At 48.9% G+C, this 13,363-nt stretch carries 13 protein-coding genes; 12 read left to right on the forward strand and 1 reads right to left on the reverse strand.

All coding sequences use genetic code 11. The annotated features are described in order from the left end of the window. Positions 1-5 precede the first annotated feature (5 nt). The 9 genes from ACI31H_RS03320 to ribF all read left to right on the forward strand — a co-directional run bounded on the left by ACI31H_RS03320 (position 6) and on the right by ribF (position 9,767). Positions 6-2,693 carry a serine hydrolase gene (locus ACI31H_RS03320; protein WP_439770574.1) on the forward strand — a complete coding sequence of 896 codons (2,688 nt, stop codon included), beginning with the start codon at positions 6-8 and terminating at the stop codon, positions 2,691-2,693. A gap of 119 nt (positions 2,694-2,812) precedes the next feature. Beyond that, positions 2,813-3,286: a ribosome maturation factor RimP gene (gene rimP / locus ACI31H_RS03325; RefSeq protein ID WP_439770575.1), complete on the forward strand. Its 474-nt coding sequence runs from the start codon at positions 2,813-2,815 to the stop codon at positions 3,284-3,286. Positions 3,287-3,303: 17 nt separating this feature from the next. Beyond that, the gene (gene nusA / locus ACI31H_RS03330; RefSeq protein WP_439770576.1) at positions 3,304-4,515 is read left to right on the forward strand and encodes a transcription termination factor NusA; all 1,212 of its coding nucleotides are present in this window, start codon (positions 3,304-3,306) and stop codon (positions 4,513-4,515) included. A gap of 20 nt (positions 4,516-4,535) precedes the next feature. Next, positions 4,536-4,841 (forward strand): RNase P modulator RnpM, encoded by a 306-nt coding sequence (rnpM, locus tag ACI31H_RS03335; RefSeq protein ID WP_439770577.1) that lies wholly within the window; start codon positions 4,536-4,538, stop codon positions 4,839-4,841. Next, positions 4,828-5,139 carry a L7Ae/L30e/S12e/Gadd45 family ribosomal protein gene (locus ACI31H_RS03340; protein ID WP_439770578.1) on the forward strand — a complete coding sequence of 104 codons (312 nt, stop codon included), beginning with the start codon at positions 4,828-4,830 and terminating at the stop codon, positions 5,137-5,139. The genes rnpM and ACI31H_RS03340 overlap by 14 nt, the downstream gene beginning before the upstream one ends. Positions 5,140-5,152: 13 nt before the next feature. Further along, a complete protein-coding gene (gene infB, locus ACI31H_RS03345) occupies positions 5,153-7,432 on the forward strand; it encodes a translation initiation factor IF-2 (protein ID WP_439770579.1) in 2,280 nt (759 codons plus the stop codon). Positions 7,433-7,447: 15 nt separating this feature from the next. Next, positions 7,448-7,807 carry a 30S ribosome-binding factor RbfA gene (rbfA, locus tag ACI31H_RS03350; RefSeq protein WP_439770580.1) on the forward strand — a complete coding sequence of 120 codons (360 nt, stop codon included), beginning with the start codon at positions 7,448-7,450 and terminating at the stop codon, positions 7,805-7,807. A 74-nt stretch (positions 7,808-7,881) separates the two neighbouring features. Next, positions 7,882-8,784, forward strand: a complete 903-nt coding sequence (truB, locus tag ACI31H_RS03355; RefSeq protein WP_439770581.1) for a tRNA pseudouridine(55) synthase TruB — start codon at positions 7,882-7,884, stop codon at positions 8,782-8,784. A gap of 11 nt (positions 8,785-8,795) precedes the next feature. Further along, positions 8,796-9,767: a riboflavin biosynthesis protein RibF gene (gene ribF / locus ACI31H_RS03360; protein ID WP_439770582.1), complete on the forward strand. Its 972-nt coding sequence runs from the start codon at positions 8,796-8,798 to the stop codon at positions 9,765-9,767. 68 nt (positions 9,768-9,835) lie between these two features. On the opposite strand, the gene ACI31H_RS03365 is transcribed toward ribF, so the two are convergent. Continuing rightward, positions 9,836-10,156 (reverse strand): hypothetical protein, encoded by a 321-nt coding sequence (locus ACI31H_RS03365; protein ID WP_439770591.1) that lies wholly within the window; start codon positions 10,154-10,156, stop codon positions 9,836-9,838. 166 nt (positions 10,157-10,322) lie between these two features. Here ACI31H_RS03365 and hrcA point away from each other — a divergent pair, with 166 nt between their 5' ends. The 3 genes from hrcA to dnaK all read left to right on the forward strand — a co-directional run. Continuing rightward, a complete protein-coding gene (gene hrcA / locus ACI31H_RS03370; protein WP_439770583.1) occupies positions 10,323-11,375 on the forward strand; it encodes a heat-inducible transcriptional repressor HrcA in 1,053 nt (350 codons plus the stop codon). Between the two features lie 12 nt (positions 11,376-11,387). Beyond that, the gene (gene grpE / locus ACI31H_RS03375) at positions 11,388-11,987 is read left to right on the forward strand and encodes a nucleotide exchange factor GrpE (RefSeq protein ID WP_439770584.1); all 600 of its coding nucleotides are present in this window, start codon (positions 11,388-11,390) and stop codon (positions 11,985-11,987) included. Positions 11,988-12,009: 22 nt separating this feature from the next. After that, positions 12,010-13,363: molecular chaperone DnaK (dnaK, locus tag ACI31H_RS03380; RefSeq protein WP_439770585.1), on the forward strand; the 1,354-nt coding region annotated here is incomplete at its 3' end.

The following is a 13,363-nucleotide window of genomic DNA, read 5'->3' on the forward strand; positions in this document are numbered from 1 at the left end:
TACTAATGCAGATTGACCTTAACCGAGCTAAGCGGGTGGCGATTGCCTGCCTGGCAATGAGTAGCTGTGCTTTTACACTTTGGACCTGTCAAAACAGTGGCTACGCGGATAGTCAGGTTGACAATCACAACACTTCACAGGTGGTGGTAAATAGCCAAGCAGGAGCGGCTGCTACCGTAACACAGGGGGCCGCTAACCAAACTTCCACGACGACTTTTGACCAGACCGACCAGGGAAACTATGGCTGCTTGGATAGTGAAAACATCGATGACCAGGGTCACTTAACCGTCAGTGGTTGGCACGCCACTAATGGGGCTCGAAACCGACCGTACCACTACATCATTGCCTATGACCGTACCAATAACCAAGAAATTAACCGGGTTAACGTGACTAATAAAAAAGTTGAACGAACGGACGTGGCCCGGGCCCATAACGTCTATGGCGCTGAGCAATCCGGCTTCCGGGCTAACTTTAACCTGGGACCGGTGCTGGCCAAAACCAACGCAATTCAAATTATTAGTCGCTACACTGACGACCAGGCTGGTAACGGTAATGCCTGTGACTACTGGTTTGCGCCGCTCACGGTTAACCGCAATAACAACGCTAGCTTAGACAGTGTGGCGGTCCAGGGGAACCAACTAAAGTTGACCGGCTGGCACGCCACGAACCTAGCAGCTGATAAGCCCTACCACTATGTGATCATTGTCGACCGCACGGCAAATGGCCGGGAAGTAGGCCGCTACCTAGTAAAGGAGCCGGTTAGTCGGCCAGATGTTGGTCACGCTTATCCTGATATTGAAGGTGCGGCTAAGTCCGGCTTTACCGCCAGCTTTGCATTGACCAACCTCAACCTTAATCACCAGTTACAGGTAATTAGCCGTTACGCGGGTACCAGGGATGGCAACAGTGACTACGTCGATTATTGGTTTAGCCCCATTACGAGCGGCAGTGAAGTTAACCAGGGACACCTAGATGGTTATGATTTAAGCTCTGGTAAACAATTAACGGTAACCGGCTGGCACATGAACGGCCTCGTCGGTATGGAGCCCGACCACTTCTTGATCCTGTTTGACCAAACCGCTAATCGCCAGGTTGGCCAGGTGACTCCCACGGTTACTAACCGGCCGGATGTTGCTAGGGCCTTTCCGAACATTAACCAGGCAGGGCGGGCCGGCTTTACGGCAAACTTTAACTTGAGTAAAGTTCAACTAGTCCCTGGGCACACTTATGCAGTCGTCAGCCGCTACTCCACTAGCTCCCAAGGCAATGGGGGCCAGGGACAATATACTGATTACTGGCTAACACCATTTACGCTAACCCAACGGGGAGCAGCCTGGCTGGACTCAAATCGGATGACCAATGACGGGCTCCAGGTTACCGGCTGGATGGCTAGTAACCAGTCACTTCGCCGCCCTTATGCGTACGTTATTATTTTGAATAACGGAAAGGAGATTGGCCGGTCACAGTTGACCCTAACCAGCCGGCCGGATGTTGGTAGGCAGTACGGCCAGACCTACAATAGTCAGCAGAGTGGCTTTTCAACCCTGATCAAGTTCAACCCAGCTCAAATCACCGGGCAGTTAGGGGTGATCCTACGTTTTAGTGCTAGTACAGATGGCAATAGCAACTATGTGGACGTCTTGAACCGCTCATTTGCTTCTAATGATGGTTACTTTGACAACGTGACGGTTAGTCCTAACAGCCTCTATGTCAGTGGCTGGCATGCTAGTGATCAATCGGCTGGCAAACCATACCAGTGGTTAATCTTTATTGACCAGAACGGGCACGAGCTATATCGTCAACGGGTCTTGGATATTAATAACTCCCGTCCTGATTTGGCCAATAACCGCTCGTTTATCCTCAATGCTGGTCAGGCGGGCTTTAAGTTGGGCCTGGCGATTCCGGCCCAACTCCAGCACCACGTCGTCCGGATCATTCACCGTTACACCGATGACCCCCAGGGGAATGGCAACGCCGTCGATCTCTGGTCCGGAATTGTTGATATCAATTCTCTGGAACAACGATTAAAGGGTCGCTGGCAGTCAATTGCCAATAATTTTGGAATGCCAGTTTCCATTGCTGTTCAGGACGCCAATACCGGTGAGGTCGTTAACTATTCCAATGTTCCCGGCCAGACCTTCATAATGGCCAGCACGGCTAAGGTCGGTATTTTGACTAAACTGCTGCACAATCAGGGCGGTAATTTATCGGCTTACCAGCAACAGACGGCGGCCCGGATGATTGAGTTTAGTGACAATGACTGTGCCACGGAACTCTTTCATGAAATTGGTCGACAGAATGGTTTGAACCAGCTGTACCAGGAGCTCGGGATGAGTTCGACGCATACCGATTTACGGTGGGGGTTAACGACCACCACGGCGCCGGACCAGCTCCGTCTTCTTCATGAAATCTTCTTAAACCCAGCCTCTACCTACCTGAATCATCAGTCGCAACAGTATATTCAGAGTCTGATGGCCCGGGTAACACCAAGTCAGAGCTGGGGGATTTCGGCTGGTAGTTCAAGCTTCTATATTAAGGATGGTTGGAACACCACGGATGCGTGGAACGTTAGCAGCATTGGCTTTATTCCTGGTAAGTACACCATTGCGGTATATACGAAAAATCCATCGTTTGATCGTTGCCGCTCATTTATTGAACAGTTGGCACTGGTAACTCGCCAGTCTTTTAACTAGTTATCGGGCATGAGCCTTGTGTTTGAGTACGGGCCATGCTACAATTACATATGGTAAATAACTCGTGGGAGTGAGCAGTAATGCTCGCTCTTTTTATTGCAAATAATGGAGGTGACAAAATGAGTACTGTTACCGAGACCGTAGCAGATTTAGTAACGCCAATTCTTGACGAACATGGTTTTTACCTATACGATATTGAATTTGTTAAAGAAGGAAAGAGCTGGTACTTACGGGTGTACATCGATAAGGAAGGTGGTATCACCCTTGAGGACTGTGCAACCGTCAGTGACCAACTAAGTGAGGCACTTGACAACGTTGACCCCGACCCGATTCCACAAGCTTATTTCTTAGACGTTTCATCTCCAGGTGCGGAACGACCATTGAAGAATGAGGCCGATTATCAACGGGCACTTAACCACTACATTCATGTTTCACTTTACCAGCAGGTAGAGGGACGGAAGGTTTATGAGGGGACACTGACCCAGTTATCGGATAAAGAACTAACATTGGACTATTTAGATAAGACTCGTCACCGGCAAGTAGTGATTAGCCGGGATAAGGTCGCAAAGGCACGGTTAGCGATTAAGTTTTAATTAAAGGAGTGTTCGTAGTGAGCAAGTCAAAAGTCAATACAGAAATGATTGGCGCCCTGGACTACCTGGAAAAGGAAAAGGGGATCAAAAAAGAAGTCGTAATTGACGCACTGGAACAGGCGCTAGAATCCGCCTATAAGCAAAACTATGGCGAAAAGAACGTAGAAGTTGAGTTCAATGCAACTACCGGTAACATTAAGGTATACGCTTTGAAGACGATTACCGACGATGAGGATAAGGTTGCTGAAGACAGCAATGAATACATGAGCTTAGCAGATGCTCGTAAGCTTCCCCATGGTCAAGGTTACGATGTTGGTGACCAAATTCGTGAAGAGGTAACACCTCGTAACTTTGGTCGGATCGCGGCCCAGACGGCTAAGCAAGTGGTTATGCAACGTCTTCGTGAAGAAGAACGGAAGATCATCTACGATAAGTACAAGACCTACGAAAACGAAATCATTACCGGGGAAGTTTCCCGGGAAGACAAGCGCTTTACTTACGTTGACTTAGGTGATGGTGTCGAAGGTGCCATGGGCTACCGTGACAAGATGCCAAACGAACACTACCACGTTCATGACCGGATCCAAGTCTACGTTTCTAAGGTAAATGATGACCGGCGGGGGCCACAGATTTACGTTAGTCGGACCGCGCCAGAGTTATTAAAGCGGCTCTTTGAGCGTGAAGTCCCTGAAATCAAGGACGGTACGGTCTTAATCGAAAATATTTCTCGGGAGGCCGGTGACCGGGCTAAGGTAGCCGTTTATTCCAACGACCCGAACATTGACCCGGTCGGGACCTGTGTTGGCCCACGGGGTTCCCGGGTTCAGGCAATTGTCAATGAACTAGATGGCGAAAACATGGATATTGTTGAATATGTCAAGGATCCTGCTAAGTTTATCGCTAACGCGTTGAACCCGGCAGAAGTACTGGACGTTATTTTCAATGATCCGGTAACGATCGAACGTGAAGACGGTGAAGAAGAACAAGAACGGTCCTGTACCGTGGTGGTTCCTGACGACCAACTGTCACTAGCAATTGGTAAGCGGGGACAAAATGCCCGGTTAGCGGCGCGGTTAACGAAGTACAAGATCGACATCAAGTCAGCCTCTGAGATGGAAGAAATTCAAGCCCAGGCCGCCGCTGATGACGAGGAGCCGGTCGCTAACGATGAAGCAACCGCGGCTGACCAACCAGCCGATCCAACCGATCAGCCGTCAGATGAAGATTAATTGAGCAATGGGGTGAAAAAATGAAAAAGAGAAAAGTACCAATGCGCAAGGATATCGTTACGGGAGAAATGATGCCCAAACGGCAGCTTATTCGGGTGGTTAAGAATAAGCAGGATGAAGTATCAGTCGACCCCACCGGTAAAAAGGCGGGTCGTGGTGCCTACATCGCAGTTGATGTTGACATTGCCAAACGTGCTAAGGCTGAAAAGACCTTTGAAAAGGCCTTCCACGTTAAATTGGACGAGTCATTTTACGATGAACTAATTAAATATACTGATCACTTGCAAGCACGACAGGCATTGTTTGGTAAAGATGGCAAGCAATAGTCAGCAGGTATTAGGCCTCTTAGGATTGGCACGGCGAGCGCGCCAATTAGTAAGTGGCGAAGCAACTGTCTTAAAAAATATTCAAACTAATCAGGCAAAGTTTGTGTTTTTAGCACAGGATGCGGGCCAGGCAACCACAAAGAAATTCATTGATAAATGCAATTTTTATCAGGTTCCCTACACGCAGTCCTTTACTAAAGACCAGCTCAGTCAGGCAACGGGCCAGCAGCGAACCGTAATTGCGGTGGTCCAAACAGGTTTTGCAAGAAAGTTTGAGGAACTAATGAAAATGGAATAAGGAGCGTGAGCGTATGGCCAAGGAACGGATTTATGAACTAGCTAAAGAGCTCAAGATGCCAAGTAAGAAGTTGGTCGAAGTAGCTAACCAACAGGGAATGGGCATTAAAAGTCACATGTCTTCAGTGACCCCGGCACAGGCAAGTAAGTTGCGTGATGTGGTAAAGGGGAATGCTAATGGCCGTCAGGAGAAAGCTACGAAGAACAAGAAGCAACAACCGGCTGCACATCAGCAAAATAACAATAAGAAGAATCATCAGCAAAAGACCGTTGATAGCCAACCTAAGCACCAACGGGATGATGAACGACCACGGCAAGAACACCAAAACCGTAACCACGAAAAGAAGCACAATGATAATAGCAATAGCCGTCGTAATCAAAACAACGGCGGGCGCTTTGGTGGTAGCTTAAATAACGACCGGCATGGCAAACGGTTCAATAAGAAGAACAAGAAGCGGAATCGCCGGAATAAGGGGAACAACCGCCTACGTGAAGTTGCCCATAAGCAACCAACCCAACGGAAGGATAAGCCATTACCGGAAGTTCTTGAATATACTGAAGGGATGAACGCTCAGGATCTGGGGAAGTTGTTACACCGTTCACCAGCAGAAATCATCAAGAAGCTCTTTATGCTGGGGGTAATGATTAACCAAAACCAGTCCTTGGACAAGGATACGATCGAACTGTTAGCTACTGATTACGGGATTGACGCCAAGGAAAAGGTGGAAGTCGATGTTTCAGACATTGATAAGATGTTTGAAGATGAGCAAAAGAATACGGCCCACCTGGGAAAGCGCCCACCAGTAGTTACTGTTATGGGTCACGTTGACCACGGTAAGACGACCCTGCTGGATAAGTTACGTCACTCACACGTGACCGAACACGAAGCCGGGGGAATTACTCAGGAAATCGGTGCCTACCAAGTTCACTACAATGACAACCTGATTACCTTCCTTGATACACCAGGTCACGCCGCCTTTACCGAAATGCGTGCTCGTGGTGCAAACATCACTGATATCACGGTCCTCGTGGTGGCCGCTGATGATGGGGTAATGCCACAGACGGTTGAGGCCATTCACCACGCCCAAGCCGCTAAGACACCAATTATCGTGGCGGTTAACAAGATTGATAAGCCGGGTGCTAACCCCGACCGGGTCACTGAGGAATTGGCAAAGTACAACCTGATCCCAGAAGACTGGGGTGGTGACACCATCTTCGTCAAGATTTCTGCTAAGTTTGGCAAGAACCTGGATGAGTTATTGGACATGATCTTACTCCAAGCCGAAATGATGGAATTAAAGGCTAACCCGGACCAAAATGCGGCCGGTTCCGTTGTTGAAGCCCGGCTGGACCAGGGTAAGGGTTCGGTTGCCACTGTCCTGGTTCAACAAGGTACTCTTCACGTTGGGGACCCAATCGTGGTCGGTAATACCTTTGGCCGGGTACGGACGATGACGAATGAAAATGGTCGCCGGATTAAGGCCGCGACGCCATCGACGCCAGTCGAAATTACTGGTTTAAATGAAGTCCCAGAAGCCGGGGACCGGTTCGTCGTCTTTGATGATGAAAAGACGGCCCGGGCAGCTGGTGAAGAACGTGCTAAGCGGGCCCAGGATAAGGAACGTCAAAAGACTTCCCACGTTACCCTGGATAACCTGTTTGCGACGATGAAGAAGGGTGAAATGAAGACCCTGCCAATCATCATCAAGGCCGATGTCCAAGGTTCAGTTGAGGCCCTCAGCCAAAGTCTCCAAAAGATTAAGGTTGACGGTGTACGGGTTGATATTATCCACCAAGCCGTTGGTGCCATTAGTCAATCCGACGTTACTCTGGCCGAAGCTTCCAACGCGGTTATCATTGGTTTCAATGTACGGCCAACACCAGTTGCTAAGTCACTGGCTGACTCGAACAACATTGATATCCGTCTTCACCGGGTCATCTACAACGCCATTGAGGAAGTTGAAGATGCCATGAAGGGGATGCTGGAGCCGGTTTACAAGGAAGAAACCATTGGTGAAGTTGAAGTTCGGCAAATCTACAAGGCTTCTAAGGTAGGTACCATTGCCGGGGGAATGGTTACTTCCGGTAAGATTACCCGTGACTCCAAGGTTCGGCTGGTTCGTGACGGTGTCGTCGTTTACGAAGGTGAACTAGGATCACTGAAGCGGTTTAAGGATGATGTGAAGGAAGTTAAGTCCGGCTTTGAATGTGGTTTGACCATTAAGAACTACAATGACATTAAGGAAAATGATGTGATTGAAGCTTACCAAATGAAGGAAGTTCCGGTTAAGTAAGGAGAGACGTTTATTATGCCAAATAAGCAATATCGCGTTGATCGGCTTGCCCAACAGATTCAACGAGAAGTCGATGATATCCTGTTGAAGCGGGTCCGTGATCCGCGGGTTCAAGGCATTACGATTACCGGGGTTGATGTAACCGGTGACCTACAACAGGCAACAATCTATTACAGTATTTTATCCGATAAGGCTTCGGTAGCGGAGAAGACACAAGCGGGCCTGGAAAAGGCCACGGGTCTGATCCGGTCCGAACTAGGGGCACGATTAAATATCTTTAAAACCCCAGAGATTAGCTTTAAGCGGGACCCATCCGTCGCCTATGGTAGCCGAATTGATCAATTAATTAATAAGCTCCACCAACAGGATAAGTAATTACGTCAATACAAAAGGGAGTAGGATGGTGCGTTCATCCCGCTCCCTTTTTAATGTACGGAGGAAAAGATAAAATGGATGGAATAATTCCCTTATACAAAGACCGGGGGATGACGAGCTTTGACTGTGTCAGTCGACTCCGGCGTATTTTAAAAACCAAGAAAATTGGCCATTCTGGAACCTTGGACCCCGCAGTGGATGGCGTTTTACCAATTTGTGTGGGGTCGGCCACGAAGGTCGTTGAATACTTAATGCAGTCGGGGAAAGTTTACCAGGGTGAGTTAGTCATTGGCCGAGCAACGGAAACGGAAGATTTCGAGGGGAAGGTGATTGAACAAGCACCCGTAACCACCCCCTTGACGGATGAGCAGATCCGCGCGGCAATGGCTAAGCTTACCGGCCCCATTACTCAGATCCCGCCAATGTATTCTGCCGTGAAGGTGAACGGTAAGCGGCTTTATGAGTATGCACGTGCTGGTGAAGAGGTTACGCGGCCGGTTCGGCATGTAACTATTAAGCGCTTTGAATTGGTCCGCAACCGTTATGACGCGGTCCACCACGAACAGCACGTTTTCTTTAAAGTGGCTTGCACCAAGGGAACCTACGTGCGAACCCTTGTCGTTGACCTGGCACGGTCACTTGGCTATCCGGGGGCGATGAAGTGGCTTACCCGACTCGAAAGCGGTGGCTTTACAATTGACCAGACCCTCAGTCTGAATGATATTCAAGCACTGGTTGCCCACCAGACAATTGACCGCTACCTTTACCCATTGGATTACGCATTGAAGGACTATCCAACGATGGAGTTAACCGCTAGCCAGTGGAAGGCCGTCCAAAATGGTGGTTGGTTGCGGGCAACAGAAGTTCAGCCAGCCGCTGATGAAGTGGTCCTGAAATACGACGGGGCGACCAAGGCCCTTTACCACCGGACCGCTGACCAGCACTATAAGCCAACTAAGATGTTTTCCGTGAAGTAGGAGGCAAAAAATTGCAAGTTATCAGAATTCACCATCCACTTAATCCGGCCCTGGTACCGGCTGGCCCAGTGGTATTAGCAATGGGCTTCTTTGATGGCGTTCACCAGGGACACCAGGCGGTAATCAAACAGGCCCAAGAAATCGCCCATAAACGGGGACTACCATTAGCGGTGTTAACCTATGATCATGCGCCCGGAATTGTTTACCACCAGTACCCCGGGGGCTTTAAATACCTCTCAACTACTAAGCGTAAGTTAGAATTATTGGCAAAGCTCGGGGTGGACCGCGTATACCTGGTAAGCTTTACGTCGGCTTATGCTAGTCTGACACCGGCAGAGTTTGTCAACCAGTACCTCTTAGCCTTTCATAGTCAGGTGGTAGTAGCGGGGTATGACCATACCTATGGTAAAAAAGAGGTGGCCACGATGGAGCGGCTGCCAGAATACGCCCAGGGTCGTTTTGAGGTTGTGACGGTTCCTAAGTTTACACTGCCCACCGCTCCCACGGCCAAGATTGCTTCGCGGCATATTCGGCAGCAAATTCAAACGGGGGAGATCGCCGCAGCTAACCAGGCCCTTGGCTACTACTACACTACCTCGGGCGTGGTTGTCCACGGCTTGGCCCGCGGCCGGACGTTAGGCTTCCCAACGGCTAATATTGAGACCCCTACCGAAGAGTTACTACCGGGAATTGGCGTGTATACCACCCAAGTTAAGATTAATGACCGGTGGTACGGGGGGATGGCCAGTGTTGGTCATAACATTACCTTTGGCCAGGGTGCTAAGTTAACGGTTGAGATCTACCTGTTTGACTTTGACCAGATGATTTATGGAGAAGACGTCCGGGTTCACTGGTTGCAACACCTACGGGGCGAAGAAAAATTCGCTGGCGCAGCGGAATTAGTTGCACAGATGAAAAAGGATGAGCAAGCTTCCCGGAAGATCTTAAAGCAGGTCAAAATGAAGGATTTCCCGCTGGAATAACTATTTAAATAGACTGCGGCGCTGAGTGTTAGAGCCTTAACTACTCAGCGCCGCCTTTTACTTAGTTATTAGTGTCGACTTGCCCGGTGACCGCCGGACTGGTGAATTTTATGAACCCGCCGTTTAAACTTAGTGCCGCTTTCACTCACCAGTTTAAAGTGACGAAGTTTAAAGTTGAACGGTCGTCCCGAGAGCCGGATGACGGTCCAGCGCCGCATTGCTTCACTCATGGTCCCCAGTGATTTAAGTAGTTCCTGGTTGCCTTCTTTGACCGCGGCATCATGAATGTCACTACCCAGCCGGTAAACGAGGTTATTATGGTAGGCTAATAGTTCTTGTGTTAGGGGAGCACTACGGTACTGGTTAAATAGTTTCTGAATGACTTCCATTGCTTCACGTGCAGTGTGTGGCTGAATGAAACGTTGTTGATTGGTCACGTTGAAAACTCCTTTGATAAATCTTTGACATTCCTTGACTTTTAGACAAGTGATTGGTATATTATACAGTGTGTTTAGCACTTAGCCCTAAAGAGTGCTAAAAAGGGATGTGATCAAAATGCTAACACAACGTCAAAAGAAGATCCTGCAAGCGATTGTACGTCAATACACGTCGACCGGTCAACCGGTGGGGTCCAAGCACTTGGCAGAACAGTTACCGTTTAAGGTCAGTTCCGCAACCGTCCGCAATGAGATGGCCGTCTTGGAAGACCAGGGGCTGGTTACCAAGGAGCACTCGTCATCCGGCCGGGTACCTTCCCGGGCTGGTTACCGTTTCTACGTTGACCACTTACTGGATCCCGGTGCAGTGACTGATAATGACCTAGTCGTTATTCAGAACTCGCTCGGGACGAGCTTTCAAAAGATCGATGAGATTGTGTCGCACTCGGCAGATATCTTATCAGATTTGACCTCTTACACTGCCTTTACACTCAAGCCCGAGCAAAGCGATGTTCGCTTGAGTGGCTTTCGGGTCGTTCCTCTGGGTAACCAAAAGGTAATTGCGATCCTCGTTACCGATAGTGGTGACGTTGAGAGCCAGCCGTTCACCTTACCCCGGGACTATGACACGGATGCCCTACAGGCGGTGGTCCGGATGATTAATGACCAGTTGGTGGGATTACAGCTGACGGAAGTATTGCGGCGTCTTAATGATAACTTACCGCTCCAGATCATGCATTATATGCACGGTGCGGATGGGTTCTTGGACCTCTTTGACAGTGTCGTATCGAGAGCTGCGCGGGAGCGGTTCTTCGTTGGTGGGCGGTTAAATATTCTGGGCTTCTCTAATAACCAGGATCCGCAAGCTCTGCAGGCCTTATACAGCCTGCTGGACCGCAACGATGAACTGTCACACCTCCTTGAGACTGGTTCTTCCGATGATGATTCTATTAATGTTAAGATTGGTTCTGAGATTTCAAAGGACCAGGTCTTAAAGGATTATAGTTTAATCACCGCGAAGTACGATGTTGACCAGTACGGTAAGGGGATAATTGCGGTACTAGGGCCGACACGGATGCCGTATTCGCGGACGATTGGGATTGTCAATGCCTTTCGTCAGGCACTAGCCAAGCGGTTACTTGATTTTTATCGACATTATTACGATTCATAGGAGGCGAGTCACTTGGCAGAAAAGCAAGCTAAAGAGCAAGAGGCAGCCAAGCAGGCGCAAGACGCGACTAAAAAGACTGCTGAGCAGGCAGCGGCTAAGAGCGGCACCGCCAAACATGATGAACATCATGAAAAGTGCCACCACCGCTGTGAACAATTACAAAAAGAAAATGCTGACTTAAAGAAGCAGTTGGCAGATAAAGATGATAAATATTTGCGGGCGGAAGCGGAAATCCAAAACATGACAAACCGCTTCAAAAAAGAACGTGCGCAAATACTAAAATATGATGGACAAGAGCTAGCAAAGAGTGTCTTGCCCGTTCTTGACAACCTTAAGCGAGCGTTATCGATTGAGGTAACCGATGAAAATGGTCAGCAACTTAAAAAGGGTATTCAAATGGTCCATGATCACCTGATGACCGCGTTGACTGACCACGGGATTACTGAGATCCCGGCAGAGGGCAAGCCTTTTGATCCAACCATGCACCAGGCTGTACAAACGGTGCCGGTTCAAGAAGGACAAAAGCCTGATACCGTGGTCAAGGTTCTTCAAGCTGGCTACCAGTTAAAGGACCGGGTTTTGCGCCCCGCAATGGTTGTTGTAGCACAATAAAAAATAAGAGAGGGAATAAACAATGGCAAGTAACAAGATTATTGGTATTGATTTAGGTACTACTAACTCCGCCGTTGCCGTTATGGAAGGTAACGAGCCCAAGATTATTACTAACCCAGAAGGGAGCCGGACAACTCCATCAGTTGTTTCATTTAAGAATGGTGAAACCCAAGTTGGTGAAGTTGCTAAGCGGCAAGCAATTACTAATCCGAACACGATTTCTTCTATCAAGAGTCACATGGGTGAAGCTGGCTACACGGTTGAAGTTGATGGCAAGAAGTACACGCCACAAGAAATTTCAGCAATGATTCTGCAATACATCAAGAAGTACGCCGAAGACTACATCGGTGACACGGTTGACAAGGCCGTTATCACGGTACCAGCCTACTTCAACGATGCCCAACGGCAAGCTACTAAGGATGCCGGTAAGATCGCTGGCTTGGATGTTAAGCGGATCATCAACGAACCAACTGCTTCTTCACTGGCTTACGGCCTGGACAAGAAGGATAAGGATGAAAAGATCCTGGTTTACGACCTTGGTGGTGGGACCTTTGATGTTTCCATTCTGGAATTAGGTGACGGGGTCTTCCAAGTACTCTCAACTAACGGTGATACGCACCTTGGTGGGGATGACTTCGACCAAAAGATCATGGATTGGTTAATCGATGGTTTCAAGGAAGAACATGGAATTGACCTTTCACAAGACAAGATGGCACTGCAACGGTTGAAGGACGCTGCTGAAAAGGCTAAGAAGGACCTTTCTGGTGTCCAAGAAGCTCAAATCAGCCTACCATTTATTTCATCTGGTGAAAATGGCCCTCTGCACCTTGAAAAGAGCTTAACGCGGGCTCAATTCAACCAACTGACTAACGACCTGGTTGAACGGACGAAGCAACCAGTTCTGAACGCCCTGAAGGATGCCGACTTATCATTTGATGACATCGACGAAGTCATCCTGAACGGTGGTTCAACCCGGATCCCAGCTGTTCAAGAAATGGTTAAGGAATTAACTGGTAAGGAACCTAACCACTCCATCAACCCTGATGAAGCCGTTGCCCTGGGTGCTGCTATCCAAGGTGGTGTCCTGACCGGTGATGTTAAGGACGTTGTTTTGCTTGATGTTACGCCACTGTCACTTGGTATTGAAACCATGGGTGGGGTCTTCACCAAGCTGATTGACCGGAACACGACGATTCCAACTTCCAAGAGTCAAATCTTCTCAACTGCCGCCGATAACCAGTCTGCCGTTGACATTCACGTCCTACAGGGTGAACGTCCAATGGCCGCTGACAACAAGACGCTGGGGAACTTCCAACTAACAGACATTCCTGCTGCTCCTCGTGGTGTTCCTCAAATCAAGGTTACCTTCGACATCG

It is taken from the genome of Limosilactobacillus sp., from assembly GCF_051873035.1.
Classification (GTDB): Bacteria; Bacillota; Bacilli; order Lactobacillales; family Lactobacillaceae; genus Limosilactobacillus.